We start from the raw sequence: 19,972 nt of genomic DNA, 5'->3' as shown, positions 1-19,972 counted from the left end.
CGCCCCCGTGGCACCGGCGCCCGCGCCGGCCCCCGTCGTGGCGCCGACCCACTCCATCGGCGTGGTCGAGCGCATCCTGCGCTTCTTCCGCGGCAGCCAGCCGATCACCGTGGAGCCGGCACCGGCCCGTGACAACCGCGGTGGCCGCGGCGACAACCGTGGCGAGCGCGGCGGCAAGCCGGGACGCGATCAGCGCGATGGTCGCGGTGAGAACCGTGGCGAGCGTGGCGGCAAGCAAGGCCGCGATGGCCGCCGCGACGAGCGTCGTCCGCAGTCCGGCAATGGCAATGCACAGGCAGGTCAGGGCCAGGGTCAGAAGCCGCAGCAAGGCCAGAAGGGCCAGCAGCAGGGTCAGCAGAAGCAACAGCAGAATGCTCCCAAGCCGCCGAAGCCGCAGGCCGAAGAGCGCAAGTCTGGTCAGGAGGCTCAACCGCAGGGCAACCGCCCGCCGCGCCCCGAACAGCCCAAGCCGGCTCCCAAGAGCGAACCGGCGGTTGAAGCGGCTGTCGTCGCGGGCGCCGTGACCGCACTCGCAGCCAATGACGAGCTGCCGAAGGCCCAGGACGAGGTCATCGTGACCCAGGACGTGGCCGCCTCGGCCACTACCCCGACCGAGGCCGAAGCTGCTGCCGAAGGCGCTAGCCGTCGTCGCCGTGGCCGTCGTGGCGGCCGTCGCCGTCGCCGTGGCGGTGAGGGCGCCGCCGCTGGTTCGGACGAGGCTGCAAGCGATGAGCTGATGATGGATGAGGAGGACGAACAGGACTCCGGCACTGTCGGTCCGAACGCTCCGGCCGCAGACCGTTCGCAACCCGAGTTCGATTTCGATGATGTGGCGGATGCTCCGACCAAGCCGTCGATGCCCATGGCGCCGGTTGCCGCAGCCGTCGCGGCAGCGACGGTGGCCGTGGGCTCGAAGGTTGAGCCAGTGGTGATGGATGCACCGTCTGCCCCAGCGCCGGACACGTCCGCTCCGGCGGTCAGCCACCCGGCTGAAGTGCCCGCACCGGTCGAGCCGCTCAGCGTCGATCCGGTAGTGGCAGAAGTGGTTGCCCCTGCTGTGGTCGCCACGGAAGTGGTCGAGCCCGAAGTGATCCAGCCGGAAATCGTCGAGCCGGTGGTCGCCGTGGCCCAAGTGGTTGAGCTTCCGGCTGCCGAGCCGACGGCCCCGACGGTCGAGACTCCCGCCGAGCCTGCCATCGCGGCGGCTGAGGCGGCGCAGGCCGAGATCGCGCAGCCCATTGAGTCCCTGCCTGCGGCGGCCGAGCCTGCCAGCGCTGCAGCCGAGATCCTCGCCGCGGAAACCGTGCCTTACGCCGGGGATGTCCCGCAGACCGGCGGATTGTTCGACGCGTTGCCGAAGGTGGACGGGAAGACGCGCGCCGACACCGACGCCGACCTCGATGACGCGGAGAAGCCGGAGGACGGCAAGGCCTGATCCCGCGATCAGGCAGTGCCCAGAAAAAGGCCGCGCATTGCGCGGCCTTTTTCATGGTGGCGACACGGTTACGGCGCCTGCCATCAACGGGCTTGGGCCACTCGCCGTCAGCGGCTGGCCTCAGGGACCCGCCTCGGTAGGATCGAGTATCCCATGCTGGCGCAACAGCCGCGCGAGCGTCACGGTGTCGCGCACGGACAGCTTTTCGAACAACCGCTGTTTATGCGTGCTGACGGTCTTCGAGCTCAAAAGCAGCTGGCGTGCGATTTCCTCGTTCTTCAACCCTTGCGCCAGCAACAACGCAACTTCCGTCTCGCGCGCGGACAGGATGTCCAGCGAAGACGCCAGGCCAAGTCCCGACAACGCAATGTTCTGGGCAACCGCATTGGCAAGGTAACGCTTGCCTTGGGCGACGCTGCGCACGGCAGCCACCAGTTCGAGCGAATCTCCTCCCTTGCCGACGTACCCCGAAGCCCCAGCTTCCAACAGGCGGCGCGGCATTGGGCCATCGTCCAGTACTGACACCACGATGACCTTGGGAGGGTCCTCGAACTTCATCAGGCGTTCGGTGAGGTCCAGGCCACTGGCTCCGGGCAGGTGCAGGTCGGACAGCACCACGTCTGGCTTGAGGTTGCGAATCCGCGGCAGCGCGGCCTCGCCGCTTTCGGCTTCGCCCACGACTTCGATGTCGACCTCGGCCGACAGGATCATGCGAATGCCGGTGCGGACGATCGCGTGATCGTCCACGATGAATACACGGATGGTCATCCTTAACCCCGCTGATGAATGATCGGCGGAGACTAAGCAACCCTCGGACGGTATGCAAGCGCACCACCGCCCGAGGGCAATAGGTGCTGGTTCGGGAGCTCACTATCCTTAGTGGCTCCCGATTGCCGCTTCGGGGGACGGCACCAGCATGGGCAGCGTGAAGCAGCGGTGATGACACTGCAATCACATAGAGAAACATTCCCAATCAGCCACCAGAGGCGGCAAATTGGCGGACAGGGTGGGATTCGAACCCACGGAAGGGATTAACCTTCGGCGGTTTTCAAGACCGCTGCCTTAAACCACTCGGCCACCTGTCCAGGAGAAATCGGGCGCGGCGCCATTCACGCGCGGCGCGTATTCTCGCACGGCCTTCGCCCCAAACCCTAGTCTTTTCCGGGCTTTTTGGCCTTGTGCCCCGCGTCGGCCCCCTTGGCACCTTGGCAGGGGATACCGGTGACCTCACCGCATTCCAGGCGGACGGCTTCGATGAGCCCGGGCACCTTTTCAGCCAGGAAGTCGATGAACACCCGCACCGCCGGCAGCAGGCCGCGACGCGAGGCGAAGACCGCATGGATGATGCCTTGCGGCAAACGCCATTCCGGCAATACGACCTGCAACGCGCCGCTGCGCACGGCCTCGTGGCAGACCGTTTCCGGCAGCAGCGTGATGCCCACGCCCTGCTCGGCCAGCGCCATCATCATCGGGAAATCAAAGCCCATTACCCGCGGACGCAGTTCGACGCGCCGCACCTCGCCATCGGGGCCGTGCAGCTCCCAGCGCTGGCGCGCCTCGTCCTCGCTGACGCTGAGGGTCACGTGTTCGGACAGGTCCTCCGGCACTTTCGGGCGCCCCATGCCCTTGAGGTAGCCCGGGCTGGCGACAAGGAGCTCCTGGGTCATGCCGAAGCTGCGCATCACCAGGCTGCCGTCGTCGTCGAGCTTGGAGCGCACGCGCAGGGCGACATCGATGCCTTCGTTGATGATGTCGACGCGACGGTTGCTCACGTGCATCTGCACGCGCACCTGCGGATAGCGCGCGAGGAATTCAGGCAGCAGCTTGGGCATCTGGTGCTGCGCGAGCGCGACCGGCACGCTGACGCGGATCACGCCGCGCGGCTCGGCACTGAGCCGATCCACGACCTCCCGCGCGGCCTGGGCTTCGGCCAGCATCGACTGGGCGTGGCGGTACACGCCCTGCCCCACTTCGGTCACCGCGAAGCGGCGCGTCGAACGCTGCAACAAGCGCACGCCAAGGTCCGATTCGAGCTGGCTGATGCGGCGGCTCAATCGCGACTTGGGAATGCCCAGTGCACGCTCGGCGGCGGCGAAGCCGGCATGGTCCACCACCGCTGCGAAGTAATAGAGGTCGTTGAGATCGTTCACGGCGAGAGTTCCATATTCAGAACGTTTCGTGACATTTGAACAGGTTTATCCCACGCAGGCAACAGCCTAACGTTGTGTCCCAAGGCGGTCGCACCGACCGCGTCACCCGACAACGAGGCACGCCATGAAGCTCCTGCACATCGATTCCAGCGCCCTGGGCGCAAACTCCGTCACCCGCGACCTTAGCGCGGCGGTCGTCGCCCGCTGGCAGAACGCCGTCCCGGGCCTTTCCGTCGAATATCGCGACCTGGACGCCAATCCCGTCCCGCACCTGACCGGCGGCTCGCTGGCAGGCGCCAATGCGGAAGAGGCAGCCGATGCCGCCGCGATCATGGAGCAGTTCCTGGCCGCGGACGTCGTCGTCGTGGGCGCACCGATGTACAACTTCGGCATCCCCTCGACCCTGAAGGCGTGGATCGACCGCGTCGCCGTCGCCGGCAAGACCTTCCGCTATACCGAGAATGGTCCGGAAGGCCTGGCCGTTGGCAAGAAGGTGATCGTGGCCAGCGGCCGCGGCGGCCTGCACACCGGCGCTCCCAGCGACTTCCAGGAGCCGTACCTGACGTTCGTGCTGGGCTTCCTGGGCATCACCGACGTGGAGTTCGTCCGCGCCGAGGGCGTGGCCTATTCGCCGGAACACCGAGCCAATGCCATTGCCGGCGCGAAGGACTCCATTTCGGCGCCGCTTGCCCTGGCCGCCTGAGGAATCCGTAGCTGTCCCCTGCATCCGGCTCCCTCCCCCTCCCCGCCGGATGCATTCGGGCCCGCCCCAAAAGGCGGGCCCTTTCTTTTCTGGGAAGCGGTCGCCCTCGGAGGACCGTCATTCCATCCATGGGTTCCGCAACGGCTGGACGTTGGCCAGCTGCCGCGCGGTGCGCACCTCTCCGATCTTCGCCTTGAGCTGCCCCGCCAGTTTCGGTTCGAGTCGTGCAGACCGGCGGTATCACCCTCAGAAGGGGGTTGCCTCAGCCAGCGCAGCGGAACGTCAGGTTGACCCGAAACTCGCCGGTTGCTGGGTGCCAGGCGGACTTCAGAGGCGCTATGCCATGGAATCGCATCCGCGACGGCCCGCCCCAAACCACGACATCACCATGCTGCAGGCCCACGCGCTGGCTTCGCCCCCCGCGTTCCAACTCCCCCCAGAGGAACGTCGCAGGCACCCCGAGTGATACGGAGACGATAGGCGCTTCCAGGCGGGCCTCATCCCGGTCCTGATGCAGGCTCAGACGCGAACCGGACTGATAGCGGTTGATAAGGCAGGCATCGGGAGCGAAACCTTGGTAACCCGCCTCCTCCGCGGCCCGTGTTGCTAGCTTCAAAAAGCTCTCTGGCATGACGGGCCAGGAGTGCCCGGTTTCCGGATCGCGAGCGTCATATCGATAGCCGCGGCGATCGCTCACCCAGCCCAGCCGACCGCAATTGGTCATCGCCACCGACATGCGGAAGCCGCCAGGCGTGACGAGGTGGCGGAACGGTGCTGCCCGCGTGATCGCGTCCACCTCCTGCAGCAGGGATTCCGCGTGATCGAGCGCAAACCCCCGCAACACCCATGCGCCGTCCGAAAGCGCTTCGCGAGCGGTTGCGCCCGAATCGGATGACACGCTGCCGAACAGGTCCGGCGTCCACATGGGCGACGCCTCCCTCATGCCTGGGCTTCGCGCGCCAGCAGCGTACGCTTGCGCGCCACGCCCCAGCGATAGCCCGACAACGCACCATCGTTGCGGACCACGCGGTGACACGGAATCGCCACGGCCAGCGTGTTCGCGGCACAGGCGCCGGCGACCGCACGCACGGCCTGCGGTGCCCCGATGCGCCGAGCGATCTCGGCATAGCTGACGGTCTCGCCAACGGGCACCTCGCGCAACGCCTGCCACACGCGTTGCTGGAACGCAGTGCCACGCACGTCCAGCGGCAACGCAAGCCCGGAGCGCGGCGACTCCACGAAACCCACCACCGTTGCCATCCACGCCTCGAACTGGACGTCACCGCCCACCAGTTCGGCCTTGGGAAAGCGGTCCTGCAGCTCCTTCAGCAGATGCTCTGGATCATCCCCGAGGGCGATGTGGCATAGCCCCTTGTCGCTGGCGGCGACCACGATGGCCCCCAGCGAACACTGGCCCAGCGCGAAGCGGATGCGGGTCTCGGCACCACCTCCGCGGTACGTACGCGCCTTCATGCCCAGGACCTGCTCAGCCTGCTCGTAGAAGCGCGCACTGGTGGCGTAGCCGGCGTCGTATATGGCGTCGGTGACGCGGACGCCCTCCTGCAGGGCATCGCGCAGCCGACGGGTGCGGTGAGCGTCGGCGTAGGCCTTGGGCGTCACGCCTGTGACCGCCTTGAACACGCGATGGAAATGGTAGGGACTGAGCCCCGCCGCGCTGGCCAGCGCGCCAAGGCTGGGCGGGCGCTCGGCGGTTTCAATGCGACGGCACGCGCGGGTGACCAGGGCCGCATGCTGCTCCGCCACCGAGGGCTCGTCCGGGCGGCAGCGACGGCAGGGGCGGAAACCCGCTTGCAGCGCGTCCGCCGCGCACGCATGGAAGTTGACGTGTTCCGGCCTGGCATGGCGCGACGGACACGAGGGGCGGCAATACACGCCCGTTGTACTGACTGAATAAACAAAAGTGCCGTCGGCACGGGGATCGCGAGCCAGGACAGAAGCCCAGCGCGGGTCCATCGCAGCGGTGTTGGCGGGTGCGGCGTTCATCGGGCGTCCTCCGCGCTGGGTTGCGCGGAAGTCACGTTAGGCGACCCGGTCACGGTGCGATATCCGGGTCTTGCGGTCAAATCCCACGCCGCCCGGGGAAGCGCGATGCCCCGCCCAAGGCATCAGGCGATGATATCGAGCCCGCCCATGTACGGCCGCAGCGCCTCGGGCACGGTGATCGACCCGTCGGCGTTCTGGTAGTTCTCCATCACCGCAATCAGCGCACGCCCCACCGCCACGCCCGAACCGTTCAGCGTGTGCACCAGCTCCGGCTTGCCATTGGCCGGGTTGCGGTAGCGCGCCAGCATGCGGCGGGCCTGGAAGCCTTCGCAGTTGGAGCACGAGGAAATCTCGCGGTAGGTATCCTGCGACGGCAGCCAGACTTCCAGGTCGAAGGTCTTGGTGGCGGAGAAGCCCATGTCGCCGGTGCACAGCAGCACGCGGCGGTACGGCAGACCGAGCTTTTCCAGCACCACCTCTGCACAGCGGGTCATGCGCTCGTGCTCGGCGTAGCTCTCTTCAGGCTTGGCGATCGTCACCAGCTCCACCTTTTCGAACTGGTGCTGGCGGATCATGCCGCGCACGTCGCGGCCGCCGCTGCCGGCTTCGGCACGGAAGCACATCGAATGCGCGGTCATGCGCAGCGGCAGCACCTCGGCCTCGAGGATGGTGTCGCGGGCGATGTTGGTCAGCGGCACTTCCGAGGTCGGGATCAGGTAGCGCTTGCTCTCGCCCACCTCGGTGGAGAACAGGTCCTCCTCGAATTTCGGCAACTGGCCGGTGCCGCGCATGCTGTCGGCGTTGACCAGCAGCGGCACGTTGGTTTCCTGGTAGCCGTGCTCGTCGGTGTGCAGGTCGAGCATGAACTGCGCCAACGCGCGGTGCAGGCGCGCGATGGGGCCACGCAGCACCGTGAAGCGGGAGCCTGACAGCTTGGCCGCGGTCTCGCCGTCCAGCCAGCCATTGCGCGCACCCAGCTCGACGTGGTCCAGCACCTTGAAATCAAAGTGGCGCGGGGAGCCCCAGCGATGCTGCTCGACGTTATCGGCCTCGTCGCTGCCCGCCGGCACGGACTCGTGCGGCAGGTTGGGAATGCCCAGCGCGATGGCCTCCAGCTCGCCACGGATCGCATCCAGGCGCTCTTCGCTGGCCCTGAGCTCATCGCCGAAGCCGGCCACTTCGGCCTTGATGCCTTCCACTTGCGCGGTGATCGCTTCGGCTTGGGCGGCATCACTGGAGGACTTGGCGCGCCCCATCAGCTGACCGATTTCCTTCGACTTGGTGTTGCGCAGGTTCTGCAGCTCCTGTGTCCGCACCTGGATCTGCTTGCGCTCGACCTCCAGTGACTCCAGCACGCTCGCATCGAGCTCAAAACCGCGGGTTTCGCGCAAGCGGGCGGCAAGTTCGGCGGGCTGTTGGCGCAGCAGGTTCGGGTCGAGCATGGCAAAGCCTGAATAGTGATCAGAACCGGGATTATCGCAGCGTTGGCCCCGGATTGACGTTTTGTTAAGCCAGAGGCTGGCAACAATCAGACATCCGCTGTCTGGACCGCGCATGTCGACCCCCGTCTCCCACCCCCCTCGCCGCCCGCTTAATCTTGACGCCTGGAAGCCTTCCACCCGTTCATTGCTGTGGGTGGGGCTGGCGTTCATCGTGGGATTGGCCCTTTTCGCATGGGCCATCTCTGGCGGCCGGCAGAATGACTTCTTCCACGCCAACCAGACGCCGCCCACTGCAGCACCGCGGGATTACGCCCCCCTGCCGACGCCGCTTCCCGCGGGCGATGCCCGCGGTAATGCCAGCGGGATGGGGCAGCAGCCGGACATGGGCACCGCCAGATCCGAACGACCCTACGTGGTGGAAGCCCCTCGCCCACCCCCGCCAACGGCCGCGCCGGCGCCCCCCGCCGCCCCCAGGCCAGCGCCCAGCAACACGGCGACGACGTTGCCGATGCCCATTGCCGGCCAGACGCCCGCCCCGCGCTACCCCAGTCGCGCGTTGCGGCGCGGCGAATCGGGAACGGTCCGGGTGCGCGTGGAAGTAAGCCCTGATGGGCGTCCGTCGCAGGTCAGCGTGGCGCAGGCAAGCGGTTCGCGCGATCTGGACCGCGCTGCGATGGATGCGGTGCGCCGCTGGCGCTTCCACCCGGCACGACGCAATGGCGAACCGGTGCCTGGCACGGTGATCGTTCCGATCAGCTTCTCCCCGTAATGACCGGCGAGGGCTAACCCCGAACCGACAGGCACACGGCAGCGACTCGAGGCGAACGAAGCCGGCACCGCCGTTGGATTGGGCTGATCAGCCCGGTTCCAGACCGAACCCGACCCCGCTGGCCAATTCGACAAACCCCGGGAACGAGGTAGCCACATTGGCCACGTCGTCGATGCGCACGGGTGCTTGGGCAACCTGCGCGGCAATGGCGAAGCTCATGGCGATGCGGTGATCACCATGGCTGTCGACGCGGCCGCCTTCCAGAGGGCCCCCTAGGATGATCGCGCCGTCAGGTGTTTCCTCAATTGCGACGCCCAGCGAACGCAGGCCGGCGGCCATGGTGGCGATGCGGTCCGACTCTTTCACCCGCAGTTCGGCGGCACCACTGACCGTGGTGGTGCCCGTGGCGCAGGCGGCAGCGACGAACAGGGCCGGGAACTCGTCGATCATGTCCGGCACCAGCGACTCCGGCACGACAGCGCCGTGCAACGGTGCGTACGACACCCGCAGGTCCGCGACCGGCTCGCCGCCCTGTTCGCCCGCGTTCTCCTCGCGGATATCCGCGCCCATCAGGCGCAGCGCGGCCAGCAGACCGGTGCGCCGGGGGTTCATGCCGACGCGCTCCAGCGTCAACCGTGACCCGGGGATGACACTGGCGGCAACCAAGAAGAACGCAGCCGAGGAAAAGTCCGCGGGCACGGCGACGTCGGTCGCCCTGAGCACGTGCCCCCCTTCAAGCTCCGCCTCGCCGGGGCCGAAACGAATGGGCCAGCCGAAGGCCTGCAGCATCCGCTCGGTGTAGTCGCGGGTGGGGTGCGGCTCGCGCACGCGGGTGGTGCCTTTCGCGTACAGGCCGGCCAGCAACAAGGCCGATTTCACCTGCGCGCTGGCAACCGGCAGCGTGTATTCGATGCCATGCAGGGGCTGGCCGCCGTGCACGTGGAGTGGCGGCACGCCATCACCCGTGGCATCAATCCGCGCGCCCATGCGCGACAGCGGGTCGATCACACGGCGCATGGGGCGCTTGGAGAGCGAGGCATCGCCCACCAGCGTGCTGTCGAAGCGCTGCCCTGCGAGCACGCCCGCCAGCAGGCGCATGCCCGTGCCGGCGTTGCCACAATCCAGGGCTGATGCACTGGGGCGCAAGCCGTGCAAGCCCACGCCATGCACGATGCGCTCGCTGGCACTCGGCGTCTCGATACGTACGCCCAACTGTTCGAACACGCGCGCCGTAGCCCGGGTGTCCTCGCCTTCGAGGAAACCGGTGATGCGGGTGGTGCCTTCGGCCAGCGCCCCCAGCATGACCGCACGGTGCGATACGGACTTGTCTCCCGGCACGCGGATCGTGCCCCGCAGGGCGCGGCCGCGGCTGGCGGTCCAGTGTTGCGTGCTGCCGCTCATGCCAGCACCTCGTCCAGTGCGGCCAGCAGGCGTCGGTTCTCGTCGCGAGTGCCGACGGTGATGCGCAGGCAATCCCCCAGGCCATAGCCGCCCATGGGGCGCAGGATCACACCGCGTTCCACCAGCGCGCGCTCAACGGCAGATGTGCGCTCGCCAAATTCCACCAGCACGAAGTTGGTCTGCGACGGGAACACCCGCAGGCCGCGTGCACGAAGCGCCTCGCCGAGGGCCGTGCGCTCTTCGGCGTTACGAGCCCGGACCCAAGCCAGGTGTTCGGCATCGCCCAGCGCGGCCTCGCATGCCGCCAACGCCAGCAGGTTGACGTTGAAGCTTTCGCGCACGCGCTCCATCACGGCCATCAAGCCGGCAGGCGCCACAAAGTAACCCACGCGCAGGCCCGCCAGCCCATAGGCCTTGCTGAAAGTGCGGCTGATCACGAGGTTGGGATGCGCATCGCGCAACGCCAAGCCACTCCGGTAGTCCGGCGCATCGGCCATCTCGGCGTAAGCTTCGTCGAAGACCACGATCACGTGGTCAGGCACACGGGCCAGGAAAGCACGCAGCGCCTCGGCGCCCAGCCAGGTACCGGTGGGGTTGTTGGGGTTGGCCAGGTAAAGCAGCGTCGTGGCGGGCGTGATCGCAGCCAGCAACGCCTCCAGATCGTGTCCCGCGGGCATCGCATCGGTGCGCGGCAGGGCATCGGCCACGCGCGAGGTCGCTCCGGCGGCCTGCGCCGCCAGCGCGAACACCGCGAAGCCGTGACGCGGGTAGACCACCTCGGCGCCGGGGCCAGCGAAGACCTGCGCAATCATCATCAGCAGCTCATGCGAGCCGTTGCCCAGCAGCAACTCGTCCTCGCGGACGCCATGCACGCGCGCCAGCGCGCGCTTGAGGTCGGCACCCAACGGGTCGGGATAGCGATGCAGTTCGTGCAGCCGGTCCAGTACGGCGGCCCGCGCCACCGGCGAAGGGCCGTACGGGTTCTCGTTCGACCCCAGTTCCACCAGTTGTGCGGCGCCAAAGCGACGACGCAAGGCCACGAGGTCGTGGCCGGGATCGTAGGCCTTCAGCGCCTGGACGCCTCGGCTGGCGCGCGCCGAATACCACGCCTCGTCGTGCACGTTGGGGCAAGGGGCCGCTTCCAGCGTCGCGCTCATACGATCGCCACCGGGTACGATCCCAGCACCTTGACCTGGGTGGCGTACGCACCCAAGTCGCGCAGCGCCTCGCGCATGGCCGCTTCCTCCGAATGGCCGCTGACGTCGATGAAGAATGCGTACTGCCACAGCCCGGTGTGACCGGGGCGCGACTCGATGCGGTTCATGCTCAAACCGTGCCGCGCGAACGGCTCCAGCACGTGGTGCAATGCACCCGGCTGATCGTTGATGAACACCAGCAGCGAGGTGCGATCGTTGCCCGACGGCGGGAACAACTCGCGGCCCAACACCAGGAAGCGCGTGGTGTTGTCCGGGCGATCCTCGATCGGGCCGGCCACGCGCTGCAGCCCGTACACCGGGCCGGCACTGGCACCGGCGATGGCGGCCGCGTCGTCGGCAGTGCGCGCGCGCTTGCAACCCTCGGCGTTGCTGCCCACGGCGATCTTCTCGGCCTTGGGCAAGTACTGACGCAGCCACGCCTTGCACTGTGCGAAGGATTGCGGGTGCGCGTACACGCGCTCGATGTCCTCGATCCGGCCCGAACGCGACAGCAGGTGCTGGTGGATGCGCAACTCCACTTCGCCGCAAATCCTGGCCTTGGACGTCAGGAACATGTCCAAGGTGGACTGGATAGTGCCCTGCGTGGAGTTCTCCACCGGCACCACACCGAAGTCGGCGTTGCCGGCTTCCACTTCCTGGAACACTTCCTCGATGCTGCCCAGCGGCATCGCATGGATGGAGTGGCCGAAGTGTTTGTACACGGCCTGCTGCGTGTGCGTGCCTTCGGGGCCGAGGTAGCCTATCTTCAGCGGCTCCTGCTGCGCCAGGCACGCGGACATGATTTCGCGGAAGAGGCGGACCAGGACTTCGTCCTGCAGCGGGCCCTCGTTGCGGTCCACCACGCGGCGCAGCACCTGCGCCTCGCGTTCAGGGCGATAGTAGTCCACGGCGGCGGCGAGCTTTCCCTTGGCCTTGCCCACCTGCCCGGCATAGCGCGCGCGCTCGGCGATCAGGTCCTGGATCGCGCGATCGACGCTGTCGATGCGCTCGCGCAGCACACCCAGGTCCAGCGCGGGCGACTTGGCCGGCGCCGATGGCTGCTCGGGCTTGGCGGACCTGGCGAGGGCCGAACCAGCCGGCTTGGCAAGCTCCGCGCCAACAACCGCGGCCGCGCCCGGCTTCGCCGCCTTGGCAGGCTTTCTCGTCCCGGCTTTCGCACTTTTGCCGTCGGGCGGCGTCCTGGCCATCAGCCATGCCTCCGCTGGAAGTCCTGCATGAACGCCGCCAGCGCCTGCACGCCCTCCTCCGGCATGGCGTTATAGATGGAGGCGCGCATGCCGCCGAGCACCCGATGGCCCTTCAGCGAGATCAGGCCCGCATCCTTGGCCTCGGCCAGGAACGGTGCATCCAAGGCCGCGTCGTGCAGGAAGAACGGCACGTTCATGCGCGAGCGGGCCGCAGGCACCACCTCATTGCGGTAATAGCCACCCGATTGGTCGATGGTGGTGTACAGCAGTGCGGCCTTGCGGGCGTTGCGCCGCGCAAACTCCTCGACGCCGCCTTCGGCCAGCATCCACTTCACGGTAAGACCCAGCAGATACCAGTTCCAGCTGGGCGGGGTGTTGAGCATGGACTCGGCGGCCAGGTTGGAGGCGTAGTTGAAGATGTCCGCTCGCGGCTGACCGGCCCGCGACAGCAAGTCGCGGCGCACGATCACCACGCTGATGCCCACCGGTCCGAGGTTCTTCTGCGCGCCTGCGTAGATCACACCGAACTTCGACACATCCAGCGGCTCGGAGGCGATTGAAGAACTGAAATCAGCGACCAGCGGCACCTCGCCGACGTCGGGAATGTCGCGGTACTCCACGCCGTGGATGGTTTCGTTGGCGGTGTAGTGCACGTACGCCGCGTCCTTCGACAACGACCAGGTGGACGGCGGAGGCGCGTCGCGGAACCCGCCGGCTTCGGTATTGGCCGCCAGGTTGATGGTGACGTACGGCGCGGCCTGCTTGAGGGCGGTCTTGCCCCAGTGGCCGGTGACCACGTAGTCGGCTACTTGCCCGGGCGCAGCGAAATTCAGCGGGATCAAGGCCTGTGCCGTGGTGGCGCCACCGGCAGTGAACAACACGGCGTAGTCCTGCGGGATGCCCATCAGGCGACGCAGGTCGGCCTCGGCCTCGGCGGCGACCTGGATGAACTCCGGCCCGCGGTGGCTGAGCTCGACGATCGAGGCGCCCACGCCACGGAAATCCAGCATCTCCTCCTGCGCCTGGCGCAGCACCGCCTCGGGCAGCGTGGCGGGGCCGGCACTGAAGTTGTAGGCGCGGGACATGGCAGGAACTCCGGTCAAACGAGGGCCGTTCAGTATGCCGCAGCGCATCACTGACGGTGGCTACGGTTTCCAGCGCAACGACCGCGGGGCCTGGGTTCGGGCATGTTCAGCCGGTGCTTTGACAAATAGTGAATGATCGTTCATTCTCTATTTCGAACCATCTCCCTCCCGGAACCCTCCCCCATGCCCCGCCCCCTCTTCCGTCTGGTGCCGCTGGCCCTTTCGCTCTCCCTCGTGCTGACCGCCTGCGGCGGCGATGCCCCCGCCCAACAGGGCTCCACCCAGGCCGTGCCGGTCTCCGTGGTCACCCTCAAGTCCGAGGACGTGACCCTGATCCGCGAGCTCCCGGGCCGGACCACGCCGTCGCTGATCGCCGAAGTCCGCCCGCAGGTGTCCGGCATCGTCCGCCGCCGGCTGTTCACCGAGGGTGGCGAAGTCCGCGCCGGCGAACCGCTGTACCAGTTGGACGACGCCGCCTATCGCGCCGACAGCAACGCCGCCCGCGCATCATTGGCGCGCGCCCAGGCCGCGCTGGTCACCGCGCGTCTCAACGCCGGCCGTAGCGCGGAGCTGGTCAAGATCGACGCCATCGCCCGCCAGGACAACGACAACGCCCAGGCACAGCTGCGCCAGGCCGAAGCCGACGTAAAGGCGGCTCAGGCCGTGGTCGATGGCACCGGCGTGACGCTGGACTACGCGCGCATCACCTCGCCCATCAGCGGCCGTATCGGCAAATCCAGCGTGACCCAGGGCGCACTGGTCAGCGCCGGCCAAGCCACACCGCTAGCCACCGTGCAGCAACTCGACCCGATCTACGTCGACCTGACCCAATCCAGCGCCGAGCTGCTCGCGCTGCGCAAGGGCCTGGCGACCGGTGCGCTGGGCAACACCGACAGCCTGCCGGTCACCGTACTTCTGGAAGACGGCAGCGCCCACGCCCACGAGGGTAAGCTGGCCTTCTCCGAAGTCACCGTCGACCCGAGCACGGGTAGCTTCGCGCTGCGCGTTGTGGTGCCCAACCCCGACGGCGTGCTGCTGCCAGGCATGTACGTGCGCGCGGTCGTCGGCAACGGCGAGCGCAAGGACGCGATTCTGGTTCCGCAGCAAGGCGTCACCCGCGACCCCAAGGGCAACACCTCTGCGCTGGTCGTGGGCAAGGACGGCAAGGCCGAGACACGCCCGGTCAAGGTCAGTCGCGCCATCGGCGACCGCTGGCTGGTCGAAGACGGCCTCAAGGCCGGCGACCGCGTGATCGTCGAAGGTCTGCAGAAGATCAAGCCTGGCGCCCCGTTGGTGGCAAGTGAGGCCGGCACCCCCGCCCCGGCCCGTACCGCCGCCAACCCCTTCTCCAAGCCCGCCGCCGGCGCGGGCAGCAAGTAAGAGGCGCCGCGCATGGCTCGTTTTTTCATTGATCGGCCCATCTTCGCGTGGGTCATCGCCATCATCATCATGCTCGCCGGCAGCCTGGCCATCTTCAAGCTGCCGGTGTCGATGTATCCCACCATCGCCCCGCCCGCGGTCGAGATCCGCGCCACCTACCCCGGCGCCTCGGCCAAGGTGGTGGAAGACTCGGTGACGCAGATCATCGAGCAGAACATGAAGGGCCTGGATGGGTTGATCTACTTCTCGTCCAACAGCTCGTCCAACGGCATGGCGACCATCTCCCTGACGTTCGACAACGCCACCGATCCCGACACCGCCCAGGTGCAGGTGCAGAACAAGCTGCAGCTGGCCATGCCGCTGCTGCCGCAGGAAGTGCAGCGCCAGGGCGTCAACGTCGCCAAGGCACAGTCCAGCTTCCTGCAGGTAGTCGCGTTCGTGTCCGAAGACGGCAGCATGGACAAGAACGACATCGCCGACTTCGTGGGCAGCAACCTGGTCGACCCGCTCAGCCGCGTGCCGGGCGTGGGCAACCTGCAAGTGTTCGGCGGCAAGTACGCCATGCGCATCTGGCTGGACCCCAACAAGCTGCACACCTTCAAGCTGTCGACCAACGAGGTGGTGGCCGCCATCAAGGCGCAGAACGCGCAGGTCGCGCTCGGCCAGCTGGGTGGCACGCCGGCGGTACCGGGCCAGCAGATCAACGCCACCATTTCCGCGCAGGACCGCCTGCAGACCCCGGAACAGTTCCGCGACATCATCGTGCGCGCCAACAGCGACGGCTCCACGCTGAAGCTGGGCGACGTTGCCCGGGTGGAACTGGGCGCGGAAACGTACGACTTCATCACCCGCTACAACGGCAAGCCGGCCACCGCCATCGCCGTCTCGCTGGCCACCGGCGCCAACGCGCTGGATACCGCTGCCCAGGTGGAACAGGCGCTGGACGACCTGAAGCCCAGCTTCCCGGCCGGACTCAAGGCAGTCACCGCCTACGACACCACGCCGTTCGTCAACGTGTCCATCAAGAACGTCATCAAGACCCTGCTCGAAGCCATCGTGCTGGTGTTCCTGGTGATGTACCTGTTCCTGCAGAACTTCCGCGCCACCCTCATCCCCACCATCGCCGTGCCGGTGGTGCTGCTGGGCACGTTCGGCATCCTGGCCGCGCTGGGCTTCTCCATCAACATGCTGACCATGTTCGCCATGGTGCTGGCCATCGGCCTGCTGGTGGACGACGCGATCGTGGTGGTCGAGAACGTCGAGCGCATCATGACCGAGGAAGGCCTGTCGCCTTTGGAGGCGACGCGCAAGTCGATGGACCAGATCACCGGCGCGCTGGTCGGCATCGGCCTGGTGCTGTCGGCGGTGTTCATCCCGATGGCGTTCATGTCCGGCTCCACCGGCATCATCTACCGGCAATTCTCGGCCACGATCGTTTCGGCAATGGCGCTATCGGTGGTGGTCGCCATCGTTCTGACCCCGGCGCTGTGCGCCACCATGCTCAAGCCACTGAAAAAGGGTGAGCACCACGACAGCGGCAACGGTCGGTTCGCGCGCTTCTTCGGCTGGTTCAACCACGGCTTCGACCGCTCCAGCACCAGCTACCAGCGCGGCGTGTGCGGCATCCTGCAGCGCCCGGGCCGCTTCATGGCGATCTTCGCGGCGATGGTGGTGGTGATGGGCGCGCTGTTCGCGCGCATGCCCACCTCGTTCCTTCCGGGCGAAGACCAGGGCGTGCTGTTCTCGTTGGTGCAGACGCCGGCCGGCGCCACCCAGGAACGCACCATGCAGACGATCGAGAAGATCGAGCAGCACTTCATGGAGAATGAGAAGGCGGCAGTGGACTCGGTGCTCAGCGTGCAGGGTTTCAGCTTTGCCGGCATGGGCCAGAACGCGGGCATGGCCTTCGTCAAGCTCAAGGACTGGTCCGAGCGTGAGGACCCGGCACTGAGCGCCGACGCGGTCGCCGGCCGCGGCATGGGTGCGCTGATGCAGATCAAGGATGCGATGGCGTTCGTGTTCCCGCCGCCGGCCATGCCGGAGCTGGGCACCGCCGCCGGCTTCACCTTCTTCCTCAAGGACAACACCGGCCAGGGCCACGAGGCGTTGCTGGCCGCGCGCAACCAGCTGCTGGGCACCGCGGCGCAGAGCAAGCTGCTGGTGGCGGTCCGCCCCAACGGCCAGGAAGACACTCCGCAGTTCCGCGTGGACGTGGACCAGGCCAAGGCGTCGGCGCTGGGCCTGTCGATTGCCGACATCAACGCCACCCTGGCCACCGCCTGGGGCAGCGCCTACGTGGACGACTTCATTGACCGCGGCCGCGTCAAGCGCGTGTACGTGCAGGGCGATGCGAAGTTCCGCATGGGCCCGGACGACTTCAACCTGTGGTCGGTGAAGAACCACCAGGGCGAGATGGTGCCGTTCTCCGCCTTCGCCACCTCGCACTGGGACTACGGCTCGCCGCGATTGGAGCGTTACAACGGCGTCTCGGCGATGGAGATCCAGGGCCAGGGTGCCCCGGGCGTGTCCTCGGGTGACGCGATGGCGGAAATCGAACGCCTGGTCTCCGAGCTGCCCCCGGGCTTCGGCATCGAGTGGACCGCGCTGTCCTACCAGGAGCAGCAGGCCGGCTCGCAGACCTCCTTGCTGTACATCCTGTCGCTGATGGTGGTGTTCCTGTGCCTGGCCGCGCTGTACGAGAGCTGGACCGTGCCGACCGCCGTTCTGTTGGTGGCGCCGTTGGGCATTCTCGGCGCCGCGCTGGCCAACACCATGGCCGGCATGGGCCGCGACGTGTACTTCCAGGTGGCCATGCTCACCACGGTGGGCCTGACCAGCAAGAACGCGATCCTGATCGTGGAATTCGCCAAGGCCAACCTGGAAAGCGGCATGGAGCTGGTCGCCGCCACCATGCAGGCCGTGCGGGACCGCCTGCGGCCGATCATCATGACCTCGCTGGCGTTCGGCCTGGGCGTGCTGCCGCTGGCCATCGCCGCCGGCGCCGGCTCGGGTGCGCAGCGCGCCATCGGCACCGGCGTGCTTGGCGGCATGGTCGTGGGGACCGCGCTGGGCGTGTTCTTCATCCCCCTGTTCTTCGTGGTGGTGCAGCGCATCTTCGGTGGCCGCAAGGCCACCAAGCCCGCGGCCGCCGAAGGAGTCACCGCTCATGACTAAGTCCGTTCTTGCGCCGCTGGCGCTGGCCACCGTGCTGTTCACCACCGGCTGCGCCACCCTGGCACCCAGCTTGCCCGCCGCCGACACAGCCACCCCGGCTGACTGGCCGCTACCGGCCAACACCGGCGAAGGCGCGCCGACCACCGTACCCGCCGATGGTGTGCCCACCGTCCCCATCGCCGACATCGGCTGGCGCGACTTCTTCGCCGATCCAAAGCTGGACGCACTGGTGGAAACCGCACTGGCCAACAACCGCGACCTGCGCGTGGCCGCGCTCAACGTGGAGCGCGCACGCGGCCAGTACCGCATCCAGCGCGCCGACCGCCTGCCGGCGCTGGGCGCCACCGCCACCCTGCAGCGCAGCGGCGGCGATGCCCCGGTCACCGAGGCCTACACCGCCGGCGTGGGCCTGGCCGCCTTCGAACTGGACCTGTTCGGGCGCGTGCGCAACCTCAGCAACGCCGCGCTGCAACGCTACTTCGCCACCGACGAGGCACGCATCGGCGTGCAGCTGAGCCTGATTGCCGAGGTGGCCAACGCCTACCTGACGCTGGCGGCCGACCAGGAGCTGCAACAGATCGCGCAGGCCACGCTGCGCAACCACGAGGAAAGCCTCGCCCTGGCGGAAAAGCGCCACGCCGTGGGCGCGACCTCTGCGTTGGACCTGGCCCAGGCCCAGGCCGAGCTGGAAGGCGCCCGCGCGGACGTGGCCCGGCTGGGCGGCGACGTGGCCCGCGATACCCACGCGCTGCAACTGCTGGTCGGCACCCCGCTGGCGCCGGAGTTGCTGCCCGGCGGCCCGAGCGACGACGCAATCGGCCTGCTGCCGCTGCCCGCCGGCCTGCCGTCGGAAGCGCTGCTGCGCCGCCCCGACGTTCGCGCGGCCGAACACCAGCTGCTGGCCGCCAACGCCAACATCGGTGCGGCCCGCGCGGCGTTCTTCCCGTCGATCTCGCTGACCGGCTCGGTCGGCGCCGCCAGCGGCGAACTGTCTGACCTGTTCTCCGCAGGCACGCATGCGTGGAGCTTCGTACCGTCGATCACGCTGCCGATCTTCCAGGGCGGCAAGCTGCGCGCCAACCTGGCCGTGGCCCATGTCGACCGCGACATCGCCTTGGCCGAGTACGAAAAGGCCATCCAGGCCGGCTTCCGCGACGTCGCCGACGCATTGGCGCTGTCGGAGGCGTTGGCCCAGCAGCAGCAGGCATTGCGGGCACAGGTGGACGCGGCCACCCGCGCCGACACGCTGGCACGCGCGCGGCACGAGGCCGGACGCGACAGCTACCTGACACGGCTGGTCGCACAGCGCACACTGTATGCAGCCCGGCAAGGGCTGATCACGGTACGCCAGGCCGAGCAGGCCAACCGGGTCGCCCTGTACCGGGCGCTCGGCGGCGGATGGAGCGAAACAGGTCAATGAACGTCAAAGCCCGCAGCAGCAAAGCCGAAGCCCGGACGCAGGCCCAGCGCGAGCGCATCCTGTGCGCCGCGCAACAATGCTTCATCGAGTTCGGCTTCCATGCGGCGGGCATGGCCAAGATCGCGGAGACGGCCGGGATGAGTCCAGGCCTGATCTACCGCTACTTCGAGAACAAGAGCGCGATCATCCAGGCCATTGTCGAACGCCAGCTGGAGTATCTGCGCGAAGACATCAGCCTGAACCGCAAGATCGACCTGACCGAAGAGATGATTGCCGGCTATGGACGTGCCGGTGGCGATGATTCGCGCCGCCTCAACGCGTCCCTGCTGTTGGAACTGTCCGCCGAGGCCACGCGCGACCCGCAGATTGCCGCGGCGGTACTCAACTTCGACGAAGGCCTGCGCCACGCGCTTCACGACTGGCTGATGCGCAGCAAGGACGAGGGCGGTCACGCCCTGCCACCCGCACTGGTCCCGCCGCGCGCGCTGATCCTGCAACTGCTGTTCGAAGGCTTGCGCGTACGTGAAACCCGCCAGCCCAACCTCGACCGCCAGCTGCTGTCCGCGGCCCTGCACGAGGTCATTCCGCGGCTGCTCGAGCCCTGA

At 67.8% G+C, this 19,972-nt stretch carries 14 protein-coding genes, 1 tRNA gene and 2 pseudogenes; 7 read left to right on the top strand and 10 right to left on the bottom strand.

The features are described 5' to 3' along the window. Window positions 1-1,435, top strand: a pseudogene (locus N800_RS09395) (hypothetical protein); the annotation flags it as partial. 120 nt (window positions 1,436-1,555) lie between these two features. Here the strand turns inward: N800_RS09395 and N800_RS09390 are convergent. The 3 genes and pseudogenes from N800_RS09390 to N800_RS09380 form a co-directional block, all read right to left on the bottom strand. After that, window positions 1,556-2,203 carry a response regulator gene (locus N800_RS09390; RefSeq protein WP_036137443.1) on the bottom strand — a complete coding sequence of 216 codons (648 nt, stop codon included), beginning with the start codon at window positions 2,201-2,203 and terminating at the stop codon, window positions 1,556-1,558. A 227-nt stretch (window positions 2,204-2,430) separates the two neighbouring features. After that, window positions 2,431-2,520 (bottom strand) — tRNA-Ser (locus tag N800_RS09385). A gap of 144 nt (window positions 2,521-2,664) precedes the next feature. After that, window positions 2,665-3,585 (bottom strand): annotated as a pseudogene (locus tag N800_RS09380) (LysR family transcriptional regulator); the annotation flags it as partial. Window positions 3,586-3,709: 124 nt separating this feature from the next. On the opposite strand from N800_RS09380, the gene N800_RS09375 reads away from it, so the two are divergent. Continuing rightward, window positions 3,710-4,288: an FMN-dependent NADH-azoreductase gene (locus tag N800_RS09375; protein WP_036137442.1), complete on the top strand. Its 579-nt coding sequence runs from the start codon at window positions 3,710-3,712 to the stop codon at window positions 4,286-4,288. A 262-nt stretch (window positions 4,289-4,550) separates the two neighbouring features. Here the strand turns inward: N800_RS09375 and alkB are convergent, their stop codons facing one another. The 3 genes from alkB to serS form a co-directional block, all read right to left on the bottom strand. After that, entirely contained in the window at window positions 4,551-5,213 is a 663-nt protein-coding gene (gene alkB, locus N800_RS09370) for a DNA oxidative demethylase AlkB (protein WP_036137508.1), read from the bottom strand. 14 nt (window positions 5,214-5,227) lie between these two features. After that, on the bottom strand, window positions 5,228-6,292 hold the full coding sequence (gene ada, locus N800_RS09365; RefSeq protein WP_036137440.1) for a bifunctional DNA-binding transcriptional regulator/O6-methylguanine-DNA methyltransferase Ada: 1,065 nt from the start codon (window positions 6,290-6,292) through the stop codon (window positions 5,228-5,230). A gap of 122 nt (window positions 6,293-6,414) precedes the next feature. Continuing rightward, the gene (serS, locus tag N800_RS09360) at window positions 6,415-7,734 is read right to left on the bottom strand and encodes a serine--tRNA ligase (RefSeq protein WP_036137437.1); all 1,320 of its coding nucleotides are present in this window, start codon (window positions 7,732-7,734) and stop codon (window positions 6,415-6,417) included. 508 nt (window positions 7,735-8,242) lie between these two features. Between serS and N800_RS16310 the strand changes: the two genes are divergently transcribed. Then, window positions 8,243-8,503, top strand: coding sequence for an energy transducer TonB (locus N800_RS16310; protein WP_232227582.1), 261 nt, complete (start codon window positions 8,243-8,245; stop codon window positions 8,501-8,503). An 87-nt stretch (window positions 8,504-8,590) separates the two neighbouring features. Here N800_RS16310 and aroA read toward each other — a convergent pair whose 3' ends face one another. The 4 genes from aroA to serC are packed head-to-tail and all read right to left on the bottom strand — an operon-like array spanning window position 8,591 to window position 13,393. Continuing rightward, entirely contained in the window at window positions 8,591-9,904 is a 1,314-nt protein-coding gene (gene aroA / locus N800_RS09350; protein ID WP_036137429.1) for a 3-phosphoshikimate 1-carboxyvinyltransferase, read from the bottom strand. Beyond that, window positions 9,901-11,061, bottom strand: a complete 1,161-nt coding sequence (hisC, locus tag N800_RS09345) for a histidinol-phosphate transaminase (RefSeq protein WP_036137426.1) — start codon at window positions 11,059-11,061, stop codon at window positions 9,901-9,903. Before hisC ends, aroA begins: the two co-directional genes overlap by 4 nt. Continuing rightward, the gene (pheA, locus tag N800_RS09340; RefSeq protein WP_036137423.1) at window positions 11,058-12,308 is read right to left on the bottom strand and encodes a prephenate dehydratase; all 1,251 of its coding nucleotides are present in this window, start codon (window positions 12,306-12,308) and stop codon (window positions 11,058-11,060) included. The genes hisC and pheA overlap by 4 nt, the downstream gene beginning before the upstream one ends. Then, window positions 12,308-13,393: a 3-phosphoserine/phosphohydroxythreonine transaminase gene (gene serC / locus N800_RS09335; protein ID WP_036137420.1), complete on the bottom strand. Its 1,086-nt coding sequence runs from the start codon at window positions 13,391-13,393 to the stop codon at window positions 12,308-12,310. The genes pheA and serC overlap by 1 nt, the downstream gene beginning before the upstream one ends. Window positions 13,394-13,576: 183 nt before the next feature. Between serC and N800_RS09330 the strand changes: the two genes are divergently transcribed. The 4 genes from N800_RS09330 to N800_RS09315 are packed head-to-tail and all read left to right on the top strand — an operon-like array spanning window position 13,577 to window position 19,972. Then, a complete protein-coding gene (locus N800_RS09330) occupies window positions 13,577-14,773 on the top strand; it encodes an efflux RND transporter periplasmic adaptor subunit (protein ID WP_036137417.1) in 1,197 nt (398 codons plus the stop codon). Window positions 14,774-14,785: 12 nt separating this feature from the next. Then, window positions 14,786-17,947 carry an efflux RND transporter permease subunit gene (locus tag N800_RS09325; protein WP_036137415.1) on the top strand — a complete coding sequence of 1,054 codons (3,162 nt, stop codon included), beginning with the start codon at window positions 14,786-14,788 and terminating at the stop codon, window positions 17,945-17,947. Further along, entirely contained in the window at window positions 17,940-19,367 is a 1,428-nt protein-coding gene (locus N800_RS09320) for an efflux transporter outer membrane subunit (protein WP_036137413.1), read from the top strand. Before N800_RS09325 ends, N800_RS09320 begins: the two co-directional genes overlap by 8 nt. Beyond that, on the top strand, window positions 19,364-19,972 hold the full coding sequence (locus N800_RS09315) for a TetR/AcrR family transcriptional regulator (RefSeq protein ID WP_052108125.1): 609 nt from the start codon (window positions 19,364-19,366) through the stop codon (window positions 19,970-19,972). The genes N800_RS09320 and N800_RS09315 overlap by 4 nt, the downstream gene beginning before the upstream one ends.

Source organism: Lysobacter daejeonensis GH1-9 (assembly GCF_000768355.1).
In the GTDB taxonomy this organism is placed as follows: domain Bacteria; phylum Pseudomonadota; class Gammaproteobacteria; order Xanthomonadales; family Xanthomonadaceae; genus Aerolutibacter; species Aerolutibacter daejeonensis.
This window is presented reverse-complemented; position numbering and strand designations above follow the sequence as displayed.